Source organism: Dapis brunnea BLCC-M229 (assembly GCF_050015995.1).
Lineage (GTDB): Bacteria > Cyanobacteriota > Cyanobacteriia > Cyanobacteriales > Microcoleaceae > Trichodesmium.
In genome coordinates this window covers 17516-40524 of sequence record NZ_JBNHEP010000203.1, presented here as the reverse complement: position 1 = coordinate 40524, position 23009 = coordinate 17516, and the positions used below count along the sequence as shown (strand labels likewise).

The window sequence follows — 23009 nt, the reverse complement described above, 5'->3', positions numbered from 1 at the left end:
ATTATTCATTATTCATTATTCATTATTCATTATTCATTATTCATTATTCATTATTGAACTCCTGTCTCCTGTCTCCTGACTCCTTGCTAAATTTATGAAGATACCTTCAGGGGTTCTATAAAATCCGGTAGTATAGGTATAATTCACGCCCCGTAGGGGTTTGGTGACCAAACCCAAACTCTACCAATGAGTTTTTGTCTCTTGAATGAACCTCCCAACTCCAAACCAAGCAGATTTGATATTACTTGTAAAAAATATAGAAATATATAAAAACTCTAAAAGTCTTATCCCTGTTGCCTAATATAAATATAATAAAGCCACCTCCAAAAACTGGAAGTGACTCAAACACAATACACACTTTTTACACAAACAAATTGGAGAGGGAACAATCTCGAGATTGTTCCCTACCTCAAAAAACTTAGTAATCGAAATCGCCACCACCCATACCAGCGCCAGCAGCAGCACCTTCCTTGGGTTCAGGTTTGTCAACAACAATACACTCAGTTGTTAAAACCATACCAGCAATAGAAGCAGCGTTTTGTAGAGCGGAACGAGTTACCTTAGCAGGGTCAACAATACCAGCTTCAAACATATCAACAAACTCATTGCTTGCTGCATTAAAACCAGTATTGAAATCCTTCTCTTTCACGCGCTCAGAAATTACAGCACCATTCTGACCAGCATTTTCGGCAATTCGCATTAATGGAGCTAATAAAGCACGACTAACAATCAAAGCACCAGTCAACTCTTCAGCTTGTAGGTTCTCATTTGCCCAAGTTTCTAGATCAGGAGCTAAATGAGCTAGAGTTGTACCACCACCAGGAACAATACCTTCCTCTACAGCAGCTTTAGTTGCGTTAATAGCATCTTCCAAGCGTAACTTGCGGTCTTTCATTTCAGTCTCAGTAGCAGCACCAACTTTAACAACTGCTACACCACCAGCTAACTTAGCCAAACGCTCTTGTAACTTTTCTTTGTCGTAGGAAGAGTCAGTTTCTTCCATTTGACGGCGAATTTGTTCGCAACGTGCTTTAACTTCTTTTTCGTTACCTTCAGCAACAATAGTAGTATTGTCTTTAGTGATAGTGATACGACGTGCTTTACCAAGCATATCTAGCTTGGTGCTTTCTAATTTCAAACCAGCATCTTCAGTAATAACTTGACCACCAGTTAATACCGCGATATCTTCTAACATAGCTTTACGGCGATCGCCAAAACCAGGAGCTTTCACAGCAGCAACATTCAATACACCCCGTAGACGATTAACTACTAAAGTTGCTAAAGCTTCTTTTTCAATGTCTTCAGCTAAAATTAATAAGGGTTTACCAGAACGAGCTACTTGTTCTAACACTGGTACTAAATCTTGTACTAGAGCAATTTTCTTATCAGTAATTAGAATTTGAGGTTCGTCTAGAACAGCTTCCATCCGCTCCATATCTGTTGCGAAGTAAGGAGAGATGTAGCCTTTGTCAAAACGCATACCTTCAGTGATTTCCAACTCAGTCTGCATTGACTTCCCTTCTTCCAGAGAAATCACACCTTCTTTACCCACTTTATCCATTGCTTGGGCAATCATTTGACCTACTTCTTCGTCATTACCAGCAGAAATAGCACCAACTTGAGCGATCGCCTTAGAATCTTCAATTTGACGAGCGTGAGCTGCAATTTTTTCTACTAGGAAACTTGCAGCTTTATCAACACCACGTTTAATAGCTATGGGGTTAGCACCAGCAGCAACGTTGCGTAGACCTTCTTTGACAATTGCATGAGCTAAAACAGTTGCAGTGGTTGTACCGTCACCTGCTGCGTCATTAGTTTTAGAAGCTGCTTGACGAATCAGGGAAACACCAGTATTTTCTACATGGTCTTCTAGTTCAATTTCTTTAGCAATAGTAACACCATCATTAACAATTTGAGGTGCGCCGAATTTTTTCTCTAAAACAACGTTGCGACCTTTGGGACCAAGAGTTACTGCTACAGACTCAGCGAGGATATCCATGCCTTTTTCTAAGGCGCGACGAGCATTTTCGTTGTAAATAATACGTTTAGCCATAGTTGTAATTTCTATTGATTAGTAATTGTGGATGTTTATTTTTTTGTGTTGAGAATTTAGTTGTTTTAGCACTTTAGCAAACATCAAATATGAAGAAAAAGTTTGCTAGTGCTATAGAACAACTTCTTTAAACCTCGCCCTTAAGGGTGAGATATTAGTTAACAATTGCGAGAATGTCTTTTTCTGCGAGTAGGACATATTCATCGCCACCAAGTTTTATATCAGTTCCAGCATATTTAGAGTAGAGAACTTTATCTCCTACTTTGACTTCCATTTCTGCGCGAGAACCATCATCGTTACGTTTACCAGGACCAGCTGAAACAACTTCTCCTACTTGAGGTTTTTCTTTTGCACTGTCAGGTAGAAGAATGCCACCTGCTGTTTTTTCTTCAGATTCGCTAACTTTGACAAATACACGTTCGCCCAAGGGTTTAACAGTAGAAACACTCAGTGTTACAGCTGCCATTACATTACCTCCAGATAAATTTTATTGTTGTTGAGAGCCGATACTATTTTGCTAACATTTGTTAACAATGCACAGTAGAACATTATCTACTGAGGGGGTATCTCCCAATGTCTACAAGAAAATCTTGTAAACGCTTTGTACGGACTAAGTATGCTTAGTCCCTTCTGTCGCCTTGGTTGTCGGCGGTCGCAGAAGTTAACACATTCCTTGACCAGTCGCTTCAGTAACTTATCAGGAATTCAGCCCCAAGCGTGGTCTGGCGCAAGCACTCCTACAAGTTAAAGTGAGAATTTAACTTCATTTGATTTTTTAGCACTCTCACCATCTGAGTGCTAATGTAGCTGAATAAGAGTTGCGATCGCAACTAACTAAACTGTACGGGTTCCCGAACTGAGGATTTGGGTCTTTACCAAAAGTCAAAATATAAAGGTCAAAAGTTCATAGTAGTACATTTTTTAGTTAGGACAATAAACTCGGGTTCAAAGGCCACAGAGAGACGTCCTAATATTAATGGGTAACCCTATACTATAGCGTTTCTCAAGTTACTGAGGTAAAGTTGTTTTTCTTCTTTTCTATTTTTCTACTCCCTGTTTCTCGAATTACTACTCCCTACTCCCTAAAACAAAAATCAATCTCAGAAGACAATAAACTAAAATTATGGGAGTAAAACTTTTAATATTTGGGAAATGTAAGTCATTTGCCATTCTCAGTCAGACATTTAACCCACCAGGGACTATATGTAGTAGAACCAGATTCAAGGTGTATCAATTGATGACAGATAATATATTTAACAACACTGAAAAAGCTAATGGGACTGACGTTCAGGTAGCCGAATCCCAAGGATATTTTCAACAGAGGAATATTGACCCAGATATTTGTCAAGAGTCCCTAGGCAGTTGTGTCCAATCTCTCGGACTGAGTAACATTCAGAGACATATTTTTATTTGTGCTGACCAAACTAAACCAAAATGTTGCTCAAAAGAGCTTGGTTTAGAAGCATGGAATTATCTCAAAAAACGTCTGAAAGAATTAAAACTTGATGAGCCTAGCCCTAGTATGCCAGATTGTATATTTCGCACTAAAGCTAACTGTTTACGAGTTTGTTGTCAAGGTCCAATTCTTGTTATTTATCCTGAAGGAGTATGGTACCACTCTGCAACTCCTCCTGTAATTGAAAGAATTATTCAAGAACACATCATCGGTTCTCAAGTTGTAGAAGAATACGTTTTTCTGACTCATCCTTTGCCAGAATCAAAGATTATTTCATAAGACATAACCCTTAAGGGTGGGGTTGAAAATTTAATCGATTCATAGGCCCATACTAGGCAATCATGGACAAATTACTTGCTGCTCGACTCAAAAGCTCAAAGTTCACAATCGGTAACTAACTGTTATCAATTCACCATAGATCCTAACTTAATTAACTTAATAAGTAAGTAAAATTAACCATAGTTTCTTATACTATTAGAAGGGAATACTCTTGAATTCTCATATATTATTATCAAAAGTAGTGGTAATTATTTTCCATCACTACAAAACTATTATCTAGCTATATCTACCTAAATTATAGGACTATTGATTCAGTATAAAATCTATAATCTATAACTATAATAGATAGGGGATCAACTCCCTTTGAGGATTAGATACAGTCCAAGCCTTCTGGGTAAGGATATATATCATTAATTTAAAGGAAAGTGTCAAAGCTGCCCTACTTCCTCAGTCTCGTAATGAAAGACGTGGGTTCACCCGTCTGTAAAGTTAATGTTTACAAGAATCAAATAAAGTGAGTTCTTCAATTATGAAGGAAATGAATACTACAGACCAAGGACGTTTAATGTTGGTTGATGATGACCCTAATTTAATATTGCTGGTCAAGGATTATTTAGAATTTCGTGGATACCAGGTAATAACAGCAGAAAATGGCCGAGAAGCTCTAGAACTGCTAGAAGAACAAGTTCCTGACCTGATTATATGTGATGTGATGATGCCAGAAATGGATGGATACACCCTGGTGCAACATATCAGAGAAAATTCAGCTACAGAATGGGTTCCAGTTCTATTTTTATCTGCCAAGGGTCAAAGTCAAGATCGAGTTAAGGGTCTAAATACTGGAGCTGATGTCTACATTGTCAAGCCATTTGAACCAGAAGAACTTGTAGCTCAAGTAGAATCTTCTCTTAAACAAGCTTCTCGCCTCATTAAACATCAAAATTCCGGTGTCAGCAGTGGGCCAACAATTAAGGTGCGCCGAAACGTAGAGTTAACTCCTACAGAGTTAAAAGTAGTCCAATTGGTAGCCAAGGGAATGGCTAATCGTGACATTGCACAAATTATGGAAGTTAGTCAAAGAACGATTGAGAGTCATGTGAGCAATATGCTTGGTAAAACGGGTCTGCATAATCGGACAGAGTTAGCTCGTTGGGCTATTGAAAGTAAGAAAGCTTAGATATAACTCTCCAATAATTGATCAGGGTGTAAGTTTTTATCTGTGTAATTTTTTTACTGAAGGGCTGTAATTTTATACTGCCCAAAATTTTCTATATTCATAATTTTGCATACATAGCTTTTATTAAGTCAATTATTTTTGATTTGGCTAAATTTTAGATATTAGATTAATCAAATATTAACTTATGGCCTTGATTAAAAATTAAGGTCTTGTATGGAAATGTAGCAGGATATCAATAAATTTAACAGGCATGAAAAAAATATATTTTGATAAAAAAAAGCCTGAAATATAGAAGACTGAACTGCTAAGTTCATTAAAATTATGGGTAGAGAAAAATATTATCGGTTTATAATATTAAGGGTAATTTTTGGCAGTTTAAATATGAAATATGCAAGGAATAATGTAAGTTTTTAGAGACTAAACAGACTTGCATTAATGATAAAAAGATTCCTAGAATAATGGATTTAGCCTGAATTATCTAAAATAAATATTAAATTAAGTTTCTATGAAAAATTCCATGAACCGTCTCTCTATATTTGTTGACGGGAACAATATGTTCTATGCTCAACAAAAAAATGGTTGGTTTTTTGACCCGAGAAGAGTATTAGAATATTTCAACAGACCAGAAGTAAAATTAATAAATGCTTTTTGGTATACAGGTTTAAAAGACCCACAAGATCAAAGAGGATTCCGAGATGCTTTAATTAGTTTGGGTTATACAGTACGCACTAAAATTTTGAAAGAATATTATGATGATGTTTCAGGTCGCTATTCTCAAAAAGCTAACTTAGATATTGAAATTGTTGTAGATATGTTTAATACGGTAGACCAATATGATGAAGTAGTTTTGTTTAGTGGAGATGGTGATTTTGAAAGAGCTATTGAGTTATTGCGCTCTAAAAATACTCATATTACAGTTGTATCAACAGAAGGAATGATTGCTAGGGAATTGCGAAATGTTACAGACCAATATGTAGACTTAAATAATATTCGTGACCAAATAGAAAAAGCAGAATATTAGAAAAAGGGAGTAGGGAGTAGGGAGTAGAGAGTAGGATAAAAACTGAATTTTCTTTATTGTTATTGTTCAATCTATCAATACTAATAGGGAGTAGGGAGTAGGGAGTAGGGAGTAGGATAAAAACTGAATTTTATTTATCGTTATTGTTCAATCTATCAATACTAATAAGGAGTAGGGAGTAGGATAAAAACTGAATTTTATTTATCGTTATTGTTTAATTGACGACGGGGTAAATATTTTTTCCTTTCCCTATCCTAATTGCCATCTTCCCTACTCCCTACTCCCATTAACCATCAATAATAGACATCTCCAAAAATGAAAAACAAAATCAATTCTTATATATAAATTATTAATTACTCCCCCCTGTTCCCAGTTAAGTGTTCCCTGTTCCCTCTTTTCTGGAGATGTCTAATATTCATATTTTTACTTCTTCCCTACTCCCTTAATTAAAGTTTTTGAGAAATTGTATTCCCTACTCCCTACTCCCTACTCCCTGAATTTAAGATATAAGAAAAGCTATAGGCTAATTCCTCTAAACTACAAGGAAAAAAACAATGACCACCAGTCAAGACCGAATTATTATTTTTGATACTACCCTCCGGGATGGAGAACAATCTCCTGGTGCAGCTCTCAATATAGATGAAAAATTGACCATCGCTCGACAACTATCTCGTTTGGGAGTAGATGTGATTGAAGCTGGTTTCCCCTATGCTAGTCCTGGAGATTTTGAGGCAGTACAAAAAATTGCTGAGATAGTGGGTGTAGAAGGAGGCCCAACTATCTGCGGTTTGGCAAGAACAACCCGTGCAGATATTGAGGCAGCAGGTAAAGCGCTCAAACCAGCAGCTAAAGCGCGTATTCATACTTTTATCGCTACCTCTGACATTCACTTAGCTTACAAACTTAAGAAAACTAGAGCAGAAGTATTAGAGATTGCTCCAGAAATGGTGGCTTATGCTAAAACTTTTGTGGATGATGTAGAATTTTCTCCGGAAGATGCAGGTCGCTCCGACCCAGAATTTCTGTATCAAGTATTGGAGTTGGCGATCGCTGCTGGAGCTACTACTGTTAATATTCCTGATACTGTAGGTTATACGACTCCTGCTGAATTTGGGGCACTCATCCGAGGTATTAAGGAAAATGTGCCGAACATTGACCAAGCGATTATTTCGGTTCACGGTCACAATGACTTGGGTTTGGCAGTTGCTAATTTCCTGGAAGCAGTGAAAAATGGCGCTCGTCAGTTAGAATGTACTATCAATGGTATTGGGGAACGTGCTGGTAATGCTGCTTTGGAAGAGTTGGTGATGGCGTTGCACGTTCGGCGACAATATTTCAACCCATTTTTGGGTCGCGCACCAGAGTCAGAAGCACCACTAACTAATATTAATACGCAGCACATTTACAAAACATCTCGTCTGGTTTCTAATTTGACAGGAATGTTTGTACAACCAAATAAAGCTATTGTTGGTGCTAATGCTTTTGCTCACGAGTCAGGTATTCACCAAGATGGGGTACTCAAAAATAAACTGACTTATGAAATTATGGATGCTCAGTCTATCGGGTTGACAGATAATCAGATAGTCTTGGGTAAACTTTCCGGTCGTCATGCTTTCCAAACTCGCTTGCAAGAGCTTGGGTTTGAACTTTCAGAGGAAGAAATTAATAAGGCGTTTCTTAAGTTCAAAGATTTGGCAGACAAAAAGAAAGAAATCACAGATTGGGATTTAGAATCTATTATTAATAGTGAGGTTCGACAACCACCCGAACTTTTCCGTTTGGAATTGGTGCAAGTCTCCTGTGGCGATCGCTCTCGTCCTACAGCTACAGTTAGTATCCGTACTCCCAATGGGGAAGAATTAACTGATGCTGCTATTGGTACTGGTCCTGTGGATGCTGTGTACAAGGCAATTAACCGAGTAGTGAATGTACCGAACGATTTAATTGAGTTTTCCGTGCAGTCGGTAACTGCTGGTATTGATGCTATTGGCGAAGTGACTATTCGCTTGCGATATGAAGGGCGTGTTTATTCTGGTCATGCTGCTAATACTGATATTATTGTGGCATCTGCTGAGGCTTATGTAAATGCTTTAAATCGGTTGTATGGAGTTTTGCAAAGTGGTGTAGAGAAAATACATCCGCAAAAGAGTCAACCTGAAGAAGTAGTAGCTGGTAGTTAATAGATAGTTTCTGTAGGGTGCTTTAGCAGAAAGTTATAATTAGGCTAGTAGTAGGGCTTTAGCCCGATATATTTCCTGGGCTTTAGCCCTACTACAAACTAATACTTTTTTTATTAACAATGAATACCATTGAAATTATTAGACATCTCCAGAAAAGAGGGAACAGGGAACAGGGAACAGGGAACAGGGAACAGGGAAGAATAATTGATGATTTATGGATAAGAATTGATTTTACTTTTTATTTCTGGAGATGTCTATTCACGAATCAAGTCCTAATAAATCTACAACTTATCGAGCAATTTGTGGAGAGAAACAAGCATTAGAAATTTCTCCTGTTCAGGTATTGGATGAGTTAGAACAACAATTAACAAATCTACAAACAAATACGTTAATTTTTATTCAGAGATTTGTGCCAGACATATTTTTTTCTCAGCCACAACATGAGAGACTTCAACAGTTAATGAATAGGTTTCACGAAAGTCAGGATAATCAACAATTATTATCTAGGGAAGAACAACAAGAATTAGAGGAATTACCAGAGGCAGAATTAGCAGCAGCAACGGCACGAGCAAGGAAAATATTGGCAAATTTGAAAAATCAGGAAATCTAATTTGAAATGCCTGCTAGAGATTCTATTCATAATCTAGTTAAACAAGCCATTATTAAAGATGGTTGGGAAATTACAGATGACCCCTATGTAATTTCTTATGGTGAAAGATTTTTGTTTATAGACTTAGCTGCTACGGGTCACGAGTTTAATAATGGAAACTTGATTGCTGCTAAACAAGGAAATTTCCAGCTTGCTGTTGAAATAAAGGAGTTTAGAGGTAATTCTCCAATAGTCGATTTAGAACAAGCTATTGGGCAGTACATTCTTTATCAATTGTTACTCAAAGAAGTTGACCCAGTTAGGGAAATTTATCTAGCTATTAGTAGCTTTACTTATAATAATATATTCAGTGAATCCATTGGTGAATTAGTAATTAATAATTTGCCTATGAAATTGTTGGTTGTAGATTTAGAAAAAGTCGAGGTTTTAGAATGGATACCCCAAAGACCTATAGAGAAATCGTCAAACAAGTAATTGGGAAATATGCTAAATTACGTCCTTCTCATGGAAATATTAGATTAGATACTGTTTTTGATGAACAGAGCGATCGCTATGCTCTGATGCAAGTGGGATGGAACAGAGGTAAGCGAGTTAGAGGAAATATTATTTATATTACTCTAGGAGAGGGAAAAGTCTATGTTGAATATGATGGTATAGAACAAGGCATTACTCAAGATTTAATTGACCAAGGCATTCCTCAGAATAATATAATCTTAGGACATTTATGGGAAATGAATGCTGAAAATTTCGGGGAAGTTGGGTCAAATTATTAGTAGCAGCAACGGAACGAGCTAAGGAGATATTGGCAAATTTGAAAAATCAGCAATTATAATTTTAATACTACAATAGTATAGTTATTCTGAAAAAAAATTATCACACAATTAATCAAGACTTCTGGGTCTAAAAAAAATAGCATATTTTCTACAAATTCTCTCTCTGCTGAAAAATTAGAACGACGAGCAATTCAAAGAAAAAAACGTGGAGAAAGCTGCTTTAAAATCTTTGAAAAAATCCGACCACACCTGATAAAAAATTATTACAATTGGTTCATTGCTATTGAACCCGAAAGTGGTTATTATTTGCTTGACAATGACTTGAAAAATTTGATGAAAAGAGTAACGGTATATTGCCCGACAAGTCAGTTAGTAACTTATCGGATTAATGAAACTGGAGCTTGTGGGAAAATCTAAATGATTTCTGGGATATTTGGAGAGGAAGGAGAACTAATATTTGAGATTGAACAATTGCTAAAAACGGTGAAATTATTCCTGTTGATGCTATTTTAGACACAGGATTGACTACAGGTTATTTAGCAATTCCCACTCAAGATATAGAAGCTTTAGGATGGGATAAAATTCGTTCAAATATAATGTTAAGTACAGCCAAAGGTATGGCATATTTTGATATTTATGAGGGTCGGATGATAATCAACGAACAAGAATTTACAATTCCAGTTCATGCAGGGGATAATTTACCAGAAATATTGATAGGTGTTCTTTGGTTAGATGCAGTACGAATAGTTATAGATAAAGGGGCGGGAATTTTAACTCTGGAAATTAAATAGTTAGGTGATTTGAGAGATTGCCACGGGGGGTTTAATGTTGAGCAGACAAAAATAATTGTTTTTGCTACCCCCCTCGCAATGACGTAATCAACCCAATTGTCATTGCGAGGCGGTAATCAAACAGTTAACCTTCTGGAAAAAGTATAACCTTAGCCGAAGCAATCTGATAATTTGAGAGATTGCCACGGGGGGTTTAATGTTGAGCAAACAAAAATAATTACAGCACTTTTGAGGATGGTGAGGTACATTAGTAACACAGGCTTCCAGCCTGTAACAAGCAGGATGCTTGTGTTACTAAAAAATTTGTACCTCACGCGCCTCCGAAATTGCTGTAATTTTCCCACCCCCCTCGCAATGACGTAATCAACCCAATTGTCATTGCGAGGCGGTAATCAAACAGTTAACCTTCTGGAAAAAGTATAACCTTAGCCGAAGCAATCTGATAATTTGAGAGATTGCCACGGGGGGTTTAATGTTGAGCAAACAAAAATAATTACAGCACTTTTGAGGATGGTGAGGTACATTAGTAACACAGGCTTCCAGCCTGTAACAAGCAGGATGCTTGTGTTACTAAAAAATTTGTACCTCACGCGCCTCCGAAATTGCTGTAATTTTCCCACCCCCCTCGCAATGACGTAATCAACCCAATTGTCATTGCGAGGCGGTAATCAAACAGTTAACCTTCTGGAAAAAGTATAACCTTAGCCGAAGCAATCTGATAATTTGAGAGATTGCCACGGGGAGTTTAATGTTGAGGAGACAAAAATAATTGCTTTTCCCTACCCTTGCAATGACAGTAGTGCTTAAACCAATAATCAATCTCATAAATAACTGATAACTGATAACTGAAATTGCATATCTTCCCTGAAACTGGAAATATAATAGATGAAAATTTCTAGTTGTGAGGTAAGGGTTAAGTTTATGGTTTCTCCTAAGAGATGGCTGTCTATTCTCAGTGTTAATAGTCTGATGTTATTTAATGTCAGTTTTCCTATATTAATGTTGCCCAATATTGTCAATGGGGCAGAAGTTATTGCTCAGACAGACCCTAATGCTGAGGCTGAAAGATTATTTAATCAGGGATTTGAACTATATAAGCAAGGTACAGCAGAATCTCTAAAGGGAGCGATCACTAAATTGGAAGAGGCACTATTTCTATATAGGAAAACGCGCAACCTGAGTGGGGAAGCAGTTACACTTCTTGTTGCTGGTCGTGTATACTCAGACTTAGGAGAAAAAGAACTTGCACTCAATTACTACCAGCAAGCTTTACCTATATATCGGGAAGTAGACGATCGCTTTGGGGAAGCAGCTACTCTCAATAATATTGGCGCTGTCTACAATGATTTAGGAAAAAAACAACTTGCACTCAATTACTACCAGCAAGCTTTACCTATACTTCGGCAAGTAGACGATCGCCGTGGGGAAGCAAACACTCTCAATAATATTGGCCTTGTCTATAATGACTTAGGAGAAAAACAAACAGCTCTCAATTACTACCAGCAAGCTTTACCTATAAGACGGCAAGTAGGCGATCGCTTTGGGGAAGCAATCACTCTCAATAATATCGGCGGTGTATACTCAGACTTAGGAGAAAAACAACTTGCACTCGATTACTACCAGGAAGCTTTACATCTATCTCAGCAAGTAGAAGATCAGGGTGGGGAAGCAGTCACTCTCAATAATATTGGCCTTGTCTACAGTGACTTAGGAGAAAAACAAACAGCACTCAATTACTACCAGGAAGCTTTACCTATACTTCGGCAAGTAGGCGATCGCTTTGGGGAAGCAATCACTCTCAATAATATCGGCGGTGTATACTCAGACTTAGGAGAAAAACAACTTGCACTCGATTACTACCAGGAAGCTTTACATCTATCTCAGCAAGTAGAAGATCAGGGTGGGGAGGCAAACACTCTCCATAATATTGGCGCTGTCTACAGAAATTTAGGAGAAAAACAACTTGCACTCAATTACTACCAGCAAGCTTTACCTATACTTCGGCAAGTAGGCGATCGCTTTGGGGAAGCAAGAACTCTCAATAATATTGGCAATGTCTACAATGATTTAGGAGAAGAACAACTTGCACTCAATTACTACCAGGAAGCTTTACATCTATCTCAGCAAGTAGAAGATAAGGGTGGGGAAACAACCACTCTCTATCACATCGCTCAAGTCCAACGAGACCAAGGCAACCTCACCGAAAGCCTCACTTTCATAGAAAAATCCATAAAAATAATCGAAGACCTCCGCACCAAAATAGTTGCTCAAGACCTGCGAACATCATACTTTGCCACAGTTCAAGATGAGTATCAATTTTACATCGACCTCCTAATGCAACTCCACAAACAAAACCCCAACGAAGATTATGAAAGCAGAGCATTAAACGCCAGCGAACGCAGTCGCGCCAGAAGTCTACTAGATATCCTAGCAGAATCAGGAGCTGACATCAAAACTGGAGTCAACCCCCAACTCCTCGCACAAGAAAAACAACTACTGCAACAACTCAACACATTAGACCAAGCACGACAACTCAACACCCCTGGATATAACCCCGACAAACTCAAACAACAAATTGAAACCCTAAGCAACCAACTCCAGCAACTAGAAGTAAAAATCAAACAAAACAGCCCCCGTTACGCCAACCTTAAATATCCAGAACCCCTCACCGCTTCGGAAATTCAACAACAAGTCATCGACAAAGACACCATACTTTTACAATATTCCCTCGGAAAAGACCGCAGTTATTTATGGTTAGTAACTTCCACAGAAATTAGCAGTTATGAACTACCCAAAAAATCAGAAATAGAAGAATTAGCCAGACAATTTAGAGAAGAAATAATCTCGATTTCCCCAGTGCCAGAAACCGGAAATAAATTAAGTGAAATATTATTATCGCCTGTAGCCAATAAATTAGGAAATAAACGATTAATTATTGTCGGGGATGGGATATTACAAGCAATTCCATTTGCAGCATTACCTTTGACCTCTCCCCCGACCCCTCTCCTACTCCGAGAGGGGGGAAATATAGTAGAAGGAGAAAAATCCTCCACCCTTGCAGGGGGGAATGAGGGGGGTCAAAATTATCAACCCCTAATTGTCAACCATGAAATTGTCACCTTACCTTCAGCTTCAAGTATTTCTATTCTTAGAGAACAAGTCAAAGATAGACCCCCTGCTCCGAAAAAAGTAGCTGTTATTGCCGACCCAGTATTTGCAGATAACGACCCCAGATTTCAAATAGCTTCTCAACCAAAAAAAGAAACAGAAACTAACAATTTAATCGCAATGGCATTAACTCGTTCTCTAGAAGATTTTCTCGGTTCATCATTCAATCGTCTAGAAGGAAGTCGTCAGGAAGCTGAAGCAATATTAGCATTAGTTCCTGACAATTTAGAAAGACTATCATTAGACTTTGATTCTAACCTAAAAACGGCAATAGATACCAACTTATCCCAATATCAAATCATACATTTTGCCACCCACGGGTTATTAAATGAAAGTCAGCCAGAATTATCAGGATTAGTGCTTTCTTTGTATGATGAAACTGGTAAGGAAACACCTGGTTTTTTACAATTAAATGATATATTTAACTTAGAAATGCCAGCAGAATTAGTAGTATTAAGTGCTTGTGAAACAGGAATTGGGGAAGAAATTAGAGGGGAAGGATTAGTGAGTTTAACCAGAGGGTTTATGTATGCAGGAGCTAAAAGAGTAGTAGTAAGTTTATGGAAAGTGGCAGATAATTCGACTGCTCAATTAATGGAAAATTATTATCAGAAAATATTAGAAACAGGTAAAAATCCAGTAGAGGCAATGAGAGAAACTCAGTTAGAAATGTTAAGTTCAGAGAATTGGAAAGCACCCTATTATTGGGCACCATTTGTTGTGCAGGGAGAGTGGAAATGAAGTCAGAAGTTTGAAGTCAGAAGTCAGAAGTTAGAATAAGCAAAGTAGATATTTGTAGGGTGCGTTTTGCTGCGCAACATGAAAAGGTGCTATTATTAGGAATACATTATCTCTAACAGAGTAGATTGCGCCGTAACGCACCTACTACTACTAAAATGGTGCGTTACGACGGATTGTTAAATCGTTTTTATATCTATGATTTTTTACCGTCTAACACACCCTACTGGCTAAAATGGTGCGTTACGACGGATTGTTAAATCGTTTTTATATCTATGATTTTTTACCGTCTAACACACCCTACTGGCGCTAGACTGAAACATATTTAATGGTGCGTTACGACGGATTGTTAAATACTTTTCACAGTCTAAATTTTAGCCGTCTAACGCACCCTACAATAATGAACTTGGATGTTGGGTTTCACTATCGTTCTACCCAACCTACATTTCTACATTTCACTTTGATGTTAGAATATTTATAGTAATTATTAAATAATTTAGCTAATACCAATGAAAGCAATAGAAATAAACGGAAAAATTGACGATAAGGGAAATCTAATTTTAGAAGATCCTCTAGAAATAAATACTCCTACAAATGTCCGAGTTATTATTCTTCTGCCAGAAGATTCTGAAGCTCAAGAAATAGAAACTAATCAAACTGACGAAGCTAATTTTGAAAAAGCTATGGCTATTTATAAAAAAGGAAGTGAAAAATATAAAAATGCCTTACGAGAGTTAGCATAATGAAAGAACCTATTTGGATAGACGAAATTATTACTAAAGCTATTCATGCAGACCAAATTATTCAACATGGAGGAAGTCAAGGAATTAGAGATGAAAATTTACTTTCTGCTAGTTTAGCTAGACCCCAGCATTTGTTTACTTATGGTCAACCAAATTTATTTGAACTTGCAGCAGCTTACGGTTATAGTTTAGCTAAAAATCATCCTTTTATTGATGGGAATAAAAGAACAGCTTTTATGGTTATGTATACTTTTTTAGGGCTAAATAATTATTTGCTAGAAGTACCAGAAGCAGAAGTTGTAAAAATGATGGAACAGCTAGCAAGTGGAGAAGAAAATCAAGAATCTCTAGGGAGGTGGTTAGCAGAAAATTCTGTAGAGATTTAAGCATTGAAATAATATTTAGCAATAACTGTAGGTTGGGTTGAGGGACGAAACCCAACAATAGACATCTCCGATAATCAAAAATCAAATCAATTATCGTACAGAAATAATCAATTTTTTCCCCCTACTCCCTACTCCCTACTCTCTCTTTTCCGGAGAGGTCTAATCATAAAGAAACCCAACCACAATAAAGCTTTGTTGGGTTTCACTTCGTTCTACCCAACCTACGTTTTTAGCTGAAATATAGCTTTAAGTGTTTGGAGACCAAACCCCTACGACAAAATGTTACCAACCTATTTAAGATTGCTATAGTAGTCCTATTTTATTTGTGTATAAAAACTTTACCACTTTTAGGGAACAGGGAACAGGAAACAGGGAACAGGCGGCAGTTTCAGTTTTTTTATCTACTTTTTGATTACCCGCAACCTATTTAGGATTGCTATATAATATTCATAAAGTCTAATAAAGAAGAAATTATTCAAAATGTCTCCTATCTCCCGCCGTAACTTTTTTCAATTTGCCAGTTCAATACTTGCTACCCTTGGCATAAGTCAATTGAAATTTATATCCCAAGCTGAAAATTATGGCAAAGTATTAGCTCAAAGTACACCACGCAAACTTGCTTTATTGGTAGGAATTAATCAATACAAAAAAGCCCCTTTAAGAGGTTGTGTAAATGATACAGAAATGCAACGTCATCTATTAATTCATCGTTTTGGTTTTAATCCGAAAGATATTTATATTCTGACCGATAAACAAGCAACTCGCCAAGGAATTTTAGAAGCATTTGAAGAACATTTAATTAAACAAGCAAAACCAGGAGATGTGGCAGTTTTTCATTATTCTGGGCATGGTTCCCGTGTTAGAGATTATAATCCTATTGTCAAGACTTCTTTGATAGATGGTAGTGGTTTAAGTGGTACATTAGTTCCGATAGATAGTTCTTTTCCTAATCCCGATGTTGGTGGTGTAGTTGATGATATTATGGGGCATACTTTGTTTCTACTTACATCAGCTTTAAAGACAGAAAATTTCACCGGAATTCTTGATAGTTGTTTTTCTGGAATGACAACTAGAGATTTTACTGTTCGTTCTCGTCAAGGTGGAAATAAAATAGAAATTACTCCTCAAGAAAAGGCTTATCAAGAAAAATGGTTATCTCGGCTGGATATGTCTAAAGATGAGTTTGTCAAAGGTTATCAAAGTGGTGTAGCAAAAGGAGTATTTTTTGCTTCTGCCAAACCTTTTCAAACTGCAAAAGATGTAAAAATTCTTGATTTTTATGCTGGAATTTTTAGCTATTTATTTACACAATATTTATGGCAAGAAACAGGTACGCCAAAACAGGCGATCGCTTATACTAATAAACAAATTCCATCTCGGTTAGAACAAAATCCATTTTATGAAGTTAAGACAGGTACTAAATTAGATAGTCAAGGTATATATTTGACCGAAAATTCCTATCCCGTTGCTAATGCAGTAGTTACAGAAGTAAAAGGTAATCAAGCTCAAATTTGGTTAGGAGGATTAGAAGCAAAAAAGATAAGTAAATTAACCAATGGTACTGTATTTAATGTTATTTTTCCCCAAGCAAAATCTAGAACTAAATTAATTTTTCAATCCCGCGATGGTTTAGAGGGAAATGCAAAAGTTAAAGGTGGTGTTAAGCCTGGCTTTTTATTAGAAATTTAAAAAAAGTTGATAAAATCAGTACAAAATTTAACGCAGGCGAACCCAGAAACTAGGTTTTTTTGTAGGTGTTTATTTTTCAAACTAAAGATTATAATTACGCTCGTAGTTGGGCTTTAGCCCTAGTACCATTTCTTTGTAACAATGCGCTTAATAATTCTGAATATGACCTTAATTTCACTGAGGATTGTAATTTTTTATTAAGTGCAACAAAGCCGAGAAAAGGTATAATATCAAGTCTCATTAATTAGCCGTAATAAAAACGTTCTTTTGTCTCGCGCGAGAATATTTTTGAAATTTTCCCCTACTCCCTACTCCCTACTCCCTAATCCCTAAATTTTTATTGTGGTTATTCAAAGAGACATGATATAAGATAAGTATTTCATGGGCTTGGGCTAAAGCCCAACTACAAACAAAAATTCTACTATAACTGATAAGTGACCTAGCGACCTGAATATAAACGCATTAGAGCAATATCTGTAATTGCAGCCACAAAAAACCAGGTCACAAATAAGGTGTTTATTATTCAAACTAAAGATTATAATTACGCTCGTAGTTGGGCTTTAGCCCTAGTACCATTTCTTTGTAACAATGCGCTTAATAATTCTGAATATGACCTTAATTTCACTGAGGATTGTAATTTTTTATTAAGTGCAACAAAGCCGAGAAAAAGTATAAGATAAGTATTTCATGGGCTTGGGCTAAAGCCCAACTACAAACAAAAATTCTACTATAACTGATAAGTGACCTAGCGACCTGAATATAAACGCATTAGAGCAATACCTGTAATTGCAGCCACAAAAAACCAGGTCACAAATAAACCGATCGCCTCACCAATAAATAGACCGATCGCCCCATAAACTAAGCCACCGACTAACCAACCTAGAGGCAAACCAATTGCCCAAGCAATAATATTTGTAATTATCCACAACTCCTCCCGATAGATTTGCTTCCTCAGTACAAACCATTGACCTAATCCTAAAATCGCCCCCACAATAGCACCATTAATAAATCCGTGAAATAACCTCAAAAATATTTGCTCCGTTCGTGGAGCTATCCAACCTAACGCCCCTAAACTACTCGCCCCTATAAATAACCAACTCACAATACTCACCACTACCCACCATTTGCTACGAAAAATCCGATTTTTCAGTATCAACCATTGTGCTAATCCAATAACACCTCCACCGATAGCTCCTGAGAAAGCACCAACATAAGGTCTCACACCTATTTCCACAAATATTAAGCTGAGGAAAAAGCCGACAATAGTGAAAAATACCCACTCCAAGCAAAAACCCCATGAAATTTTTTGGGGTTTGGTGCGGGAGGGATGATAATACAACTTGGTAAGTGACATCAAATAAATTTTCTAGCAACTTTAATATTAAGAGGACTTACGCACACCGAACCCAGAAATCCGGTTTTTCGTAGATGTCTGTTGTTAAAATATCAGATTTCTTTGCATAATATAGAACCCGGTTATATAATATATGTGGCTTTGTTGCATGAAAGTATATAGCTGCTGCACTTGCTCCGCATATGTACTTCATCAGGTGCGGAAACTGCTGTAACTATTGGACAATAGATGAATAAAACATCAATATAAGACAGAAAAAGGCTGAAACTTTTACCTGTCAAGCTTTTGAGAGTCTATCGGTAAACCCTAACTATTGGACAATAGATGAATAGAACATCAATAATCGCGAAAGAGAGCGATATAGCTGCCGCACTTACTCCGCGTTTCATGTGCGAACCAAAGCGGAATGGATGTTCTATCCCTACTTTTATGCAACAAAGCCAATATATGTTGATAATTCTATAATTACTTCAAGCCTTCAATCTCCCCATCTCTTCATTTCGGGCGAGATACAGAAGTAGGAAACATTTTCTTAAACTCAACACGCCGCTCTTGGGGTGAGTCTGGAGTCATATAACTCCATAAAGTTTCCCAATAGAAAAAAGATACTCCAGCAAAGTGGCGATCGCGCACTGCTTTTACCTGTTGTTGAATTTTTTCAATTTTCATTGGTGTTTTCATAGTCCCTGTGAGAATGCCAATACTGAAAGGAATTTTCTTTTTAGCATTTTTGACAGTGGGTTGCTCCAACTCTTCTACAAATGAAGATAAATCATTTCGATACACCTGCAAAATAAATTCATCTACTAAACCTCTCTCGATCCAAGTTTCCCAGTCTTGTAGATATAATTTGTAGGCAAAATCATAGGGATTAGAAGATACAGACACAATACAGTTGGGTTTGACAGCTTTAATAGATTTGTAAAGTCTTTCGATGAAGGCAGTAATTTGATTTGCCCGCCATTGCATCCATTCTGGGTCTGTAAAATCTTTTGGAGGCATTTTGCCCTGATGTTGTTCTCGATAGATGTGAACTGTAATCGGATCGTAGCCAAATTGTACTGGCATTCCAAAGCGATCATCTATTTGAATTCCATCAACATCGTATTTTTTGACAACTTCTAATATTAGGTCGAGAATAAAGTTTTGCACCTGGGGATGAATGGGGTTAAGCCAAACATTGTAGATGGAGAGCGACTGCTGCAATTGAGTTAATAAAGACTCTTCATCTGATTCTGGGAGTAAATCTTTTAATTCTAGTTCAAAGAAACCCTCAGAAAGATTTCTATTTTTGTCAAGACTCGTTGTCACCCAGTGAGGATGACGTTTGACTAACAGAGAGTTTATTGGGGCCATGAAACCATATTCAAACCAAGGGATAACTCGTAGACCTTGGCGATGAGATTGTTGAAATATTTCTCTGAGTACATCTTGACCAAGGCGAAATGCAGCAAGAGTTGGGTCTTGAGGTTGACCTGTGATTTTTTTGGCGATATCACTGGGGTAAAAGGTGTTACCTCGGTTCCAGGTTACTGGATAAACAGTGTTGAAATTGAGTTGAGAAAGTTGACGGAGGGCACGATTAATTCCCCACGGAGTGAATAATACGCTACTACTAACATTAGTTATCCAGACTCCCCGCACTTCTTTTTTTTCAGGTGTAGCTTTGGCGGTGACTGGAGTTGGCGAGATTACTATTGCGTATAACGAAATAGAAAGGAGAGCGATCGCTACTCCCGCTACTAGCCATATTTTTAATCGTTTCAATTTATGATTAATTTTATTAGTCATTATTTTGATAAATTTAGGACTTATATCCTGTCCGGATAATTAGCGATAAAAAAAATTTTGTTTGTAGTAGGGCTAAAGCCCTACTACAAGCTTTAATTATAACTATTCAACCGGACATGATATTACCCAGAAACCGGGTTTATAGACAAAGTGAGAACGAAAAACAATAGTCAGGGTCATAAACCCGGTTTCTTGTTTGGGTGAGTGTCCTGAGATTTTCCAACTTTCCGCCTAAACCACACAACCAAAACCACAATCATTGCAGGGAGGTTCCATGGAACGTCTCTACTAGGTGAGGAAATTTATAAATGCTCAAACTCAGTTAGCAATTACTTCTAACTTCTGACTTCAGCATTAGCGATCGCTCTTGCCAAAGCATCCATAGCTTCCGTAACTTCAGCAGCAGTAACTATGAGTGGAGGCACAAACCGCAAGACTTTTGGACCCGCAGGCACAATTAACAAACCCTCATTCATGGCAGCTTTGACTAGATCGATAGAGGTCAACTCTATATCTGCATTTAATTCTATACCATTAATCAAACCCCAACCGCGTACTTCGGTAAATAAATTAGGATATTTAGCTGCAATAGCATTTAATCCTACCCGTAACTGTTCCCCCCTCTGCTCTACATTTGCCAATAAATTTTCCTGTTCCAAAGTTTGACAAACCGCTAACGCCACTGCGCAAGCAAAAGGGTTTCCGCCAAATGTGCTAGCATGATTACCAGGTTCAAATACATCACAGTGAGATTTACATAACATTGCGCCGATGGGGATACCCCCTCCTAACCCCTTCGCAGAAGTGAAAATATCTGGTTCAATGCCGAGATTTTCATATCCCCACAGTTTACCACTGCGACCCATTCCTACTTGTACTTCATCTAATATTAAAAGAATACCTTTCTCATTACAAATTTCTCTAATTCTTTGAAAATAAGCTACATCACCAGGACGCACACCCCCTTCTCCCTGGAGTGCTTCTAACATAATAGCTGCAACTTGTCGTTTGTCTTTGTCTAATTCAGCGATCGCCTTTTCTATGGCAGCAATATCATTGTAGGGTACATAATAAAATCCTGGCATTAACGGACTAAAACCTTTGTGATATTTCGGTTGCCCAGTTGCGGTAATAGTTGCCAGAGTTCTGCCATGGAAACTAGCATGGGCGGTCAAAATTGTGGGATTTTCGATATTTAACTTCTCGTGGGCATATTTTCGGGCAAGTTTGATTGCTCCTTCGTTAGCTTCTGCTCCAGAATTACAGAAAAATGCTTTGTCAGCGCAAGAATGTTGTATCAACCACTGTGCCAATTCTCCCTGAACTGGAATATAGTATAGATTAGATACATGATGTAATCTTTGAATTTGCTCTGACACTGTTGCCATCATCACGGGGTGAGCGTGACCGAGAGTGCAAGTAGCAATTCCAGCAACAAAATCTAAATATTCTTTTCCTTCAGTATCCCAAACGCGACAACCTTCACCCCGTTCGAGGGCAATGGGAAAACGCCCGTAAGTATTCATTACATAAGCGTTGAAGTTGTCAGCACTAAATGTTGTATATGCACCAGGTGTTTCTAAAGACTGTTTAACTATTGTTTCTGGAGTCATAAGTTATATCCTCAAAATTAACGTCAATCTTAACTAAATATTACGAGAGAATATAGATTTTTTCCGCTTTTTTTAATTTATCATATTTTTCGCAAACGCAAAAGTAGTTTCATATTTTATCAATTATTATTCCGATCATTGGGGATTATTTAGATTATTTTAAAGTTTCTCTTTGTTATTAATAAATGAATTTAATAGTGGTGATGGCGATCGCTATTTTGTCGGTCTGGAAGAATTTATATTATTTTAGAAACAATCATCTCTGTTCCATATTAAAATTTCCAACTTTCCCAACAATTATGAGTAGATTAACCATTGAAAAAAATGTAAACATTCAGTTCTTAGCTAATGGCTGAATGCTTACAATTATTTTGGTAAATTCTATTTTTTTAACTGGCTATTGGCTTTTAGCATTCAGCTAGCCTCCTGCGGAGGAACTGCGTTAACAGCTTTTTGAGCGATAGTTTAAATCCCCTGCTTCTATAAGCAGGATAGTTTAGGAGGGGTAACATTCCCCTTCTAAACGTTTAGTGCTGACTGCTGAGTGCTGATTGCTGATTGCTTTTTTAAAGAGAAGTAATTCAGGACTTACGCAGGGGTACTATATATAGAGTGCAAAAACTATAGCGCTATAGTTTTTAACACTACATACATGGTTTCTGCGTAAGTCCTATAATTATTAATTATTAATTATTAATTATCCATTATTAACTTATCTCTTAATTTTTAATCCAGTCATAAGTTCTAGGTCTGTTCTAAACAACAGAGCATCTCGACTACGAATATCAACGATAGTTACATTTTGATTATTTCCCTTATCCCAATAAAGAATTGCTACTTGAACTCTAGCTTGTTTATCTATTGCACTAATTATTCCACCGATAGGAGAAAGAAGACCTTTAGCTACACTTTTTTCTACTTGGCTTTTAGCATACTGTCCTGTAGAAATTTCTGTAATGTCATTTTTCTTTAAAGTAAAGTTGGCATCTTGAAATTCTTCCTTCCTAAACTCTACATCTAGAGTTCCAGCATCTGTATCTATAGTAACTTCGCATGGCTTTAATTCTCCATTATTCTGATTTAAACAGTAAGCACCGTGAGTTCTTACCAAAGCAAGATTAACAGGAAAAACTAATGAAAAAGCAGATATAAAACTAATTAATTTATTTTTCATAATTCCAGCAAAA

Annotated in this window: 18 protein-coding genes; 12 read left to right on the top strand and 6 right to left on the bottom strand. The window is 37.1% G+C overall.

The annotated features are described in order from the left end of the window. Nucleotides 1-418: 418 nt before the first annotated feature. Together groL and groES are read right to left on the bottom strand one after the other, a co-directional pair. Entirely contained in the window at nucleotides 419-2053 is a 1635-nt protein-coding gene (gene groL / locus ACP6PM_RS22745; RefSeq protein WP_426588643.1) for a chaperonin GroEL, read from the bottom strand. 154 nt (nucleotides 2054-2207) lie between these two features. After that, nucleotides 2208-2519, bottom strand: coding sequence for a co-chaperone GroES (gene groES / locus ACP6PM_RS22740; RefSeq protein ID WP_094672717.1), 312 nt, complete (start codon nucleotides 2517-2519; stop codon nucleotides 2208-2210). 861 nt (nucleotides 2520-3380) lie between these two features. Between groES and ACP6PM_RS22735 the strand changes: the two genes are divergently transcribed. The 12 genes from ACP6PM_RS22735 (at nucleotide 3381) to ACP6PM_RS22680 (ending at nucleotide 17064) form a co-directional block, all read left to right on the top strand. Next, complete coding sequence (locus ACP6PM_RS22735) at nucleotides 3381-3788, top strand: (2Fe-2S) ferredoxin domain-containing protein (protein WP_426588645.1); 408 nt, start codon at nucleotides 3381-3383, stop codon at nucleotides 3786-3788. A 529-nt stretch (nucleotides 3789-4317) separates the two neighbouring features. Then, nucleotides 4318-4965, top strand: a complete 648-nt coding sequence (locus tag ACP6PM_RS22730) for a response regulator transcription factor (RefSeq protein WP_426588641.1) — start codon at nucleotides 4318-4320, stop codon at nucleotides 4963-4965. Between the two features lie 505 nt (nucleotides 4966-5470). Next, nucleotides 5471-5986: a LabA-like NYN domain-containing protein gene (locus tag ACP6PM_RS22725; RefSeq protein ID WP_293108391.1), complete on the top strand. Its 516-nt coding sequence runs from the start codon at nucleotides 5471-5473 to the stop codon at nucleotides 5984-5986. Nucleotides 5987-6540: 554 nt separating this feature from the next. Further along, on the top strand, nucleotides 6541-8166 hold the full coding sequence (locus ACP6PM_RS22720; protein WP_426588639.1) for a 2-isopropylmalate synthase: 1626 nt from the start codon (nucleotides 6541-6543) through the stop codon (nucleotides 8164-8166). A gap of 250 nt (nucleotides 8167-8416) precedes the next feature. Next, nucleotides 8417-8776, top strand: coding sequence for a hypothetical protein (locus ACP6PM_RS22715; RefSeq protein WP_426588637.1), 360 nt, complete (start codon nucleotides 8417-8419; stop codon nucleotides 8774-8776). Between the two features lie 6 nt (nucleotides 8777-8782). Then, complete coding sequence (locus ACP6PM_RS22710) at nucleotides 8783-9250, top strand: XisH family protein (protein WP_426588635.1); 468 nt, start codon at nucleotides 8783-8785, stop codon at nucleotides 9248-9250. Continuing rightward, complete coding sequence (locus tag ACP6PM_RS22705; RefSeq protein WP_426588634.1) at nucleotides 9208-9549, top strand: XisI protein; 342 nt, start codon at nucleotides 9208-9210, stop codon at nucleotides 9547-9549. Before ACP6PM_RS22710 ends, ACP6PM_RS22705 begins: the two co-directional genes overlap by 43 nt. 521 nt (nucleotides 9550-10070) lie before the next feature. Further along, nucleotides 10071-10340, top strand: a complete 270-nt coding sequence (locus tag ACP6PM_RS22700) for a hypothetical protein (RefSeq protein ID WP_426588632.1) — start codon at nucleotides 10071-10073, stop codon at nucleotides 10338-10340. 885 nt (nucleotides 10341-11225) lie between these two features. Then, nucleotides 11226-14249: a CHAT domain-containing protein gene (locus ACP6PM_RS22695; RefSeq protein WP_426588630.1), complete on the top strand. Its 3024-nt coding sequence runs from the start codon at nucleotides 11226-11228 to the stop codon at nucleotides 14247-14249. 506 nt (nucleotides 14250-14755) lie between these two features. Next, entirely contained in the window at nucleotides 14756-14989 is a 234-nt protein-coding gene (locus ACP6PM_RS22690; RefSeq protein ID WP_426588628.1) for a hypothetical protein, read from the top strand. Next, nucleotides 14989-15375, top strand: a complete 387-nt coding sequence (locus ACP6PM_RS22685) for a type II toxin-antitoxin system death-on-curing family toxin (RefSeq protein ID WP_426588626.1) — start codon at nucleotides 14989-14991, stop codon at nucleotides 15373-15375. The genes ACP6PM_RS22690 and ACP6PM_RS22685 overlap by 1 nt, the downstream gene beginning before the upstream one ends. A 480-nt stretch (nucleotides 15376-15855) precedes the next feature. After that, a complete protein-coding gene (locus ACP6PM_RS22680; protein WP_426588624.1) occupies nucleotides 15856-17064 on the top strand; it encodes a caspase family protein in 1209 nt (402 codons plus the stop codon). Between the two features lie 745 nt (nucleotides 17065-17809). On the opposite strand, the gene ACP6PM_RS22675 is transcribed toward ACP6PM_RS22680, so the two are convergent. From ACP6PM_RS22675 to ACP6PM_RS22660, 4 genes are all read right to left on the bottom strand, one after another. Further along, complete coding sequence (locus tag ACP6PM_RS22675) at nucleotides 17810-18418, bottom strand: hypothetical protein (RefSeq protein ID WP_426588622.1); 609 nt, start codon at nucleotides 18416-18418, stop codon at nucleotides 17810-17812. 495 nt (nucleotides 18419-18913) lie between these two features. Then, complete coding sequence (locus ACP6PM_RS22670; RefSeq protein ID WP_426588620.1) at nucleotides 18914-20209, bottom strand: glycoside hydrolase family 10-like protein; 1296 nt, start codon at nucleotides 20207-20209, stop codon at nucleotides 18914-18916. 335 nt (nucleotides 20210-20544) lie between these two features. Continuing rightward, nucleotides 20545-21822 (bottom strand): aspartate aminotransferase family protein, encoded by a 1278-nt coding sequence (locus ACP6PM_RS22665; RefSeq protein ID WP_426588618.1) that lies wholly within the window; start codon nucleotides 21820-21822, stop codon nucleotides 20545-20547. 712 nt (nucleotides 21823-22534) lie between these two features. Beyond that, a complete protein-coding gene (locus tag ACP6PM_RS22660) occupies nucleotides 22535-22996 on the bottom strand; it encodes a hypothetical protein (RefSeq protein ID WP_426588616.1) in 462 nt (153 codons plus the stop codon). Nucleotides 22997-23009: the final 13 nt, after the last annotated feature.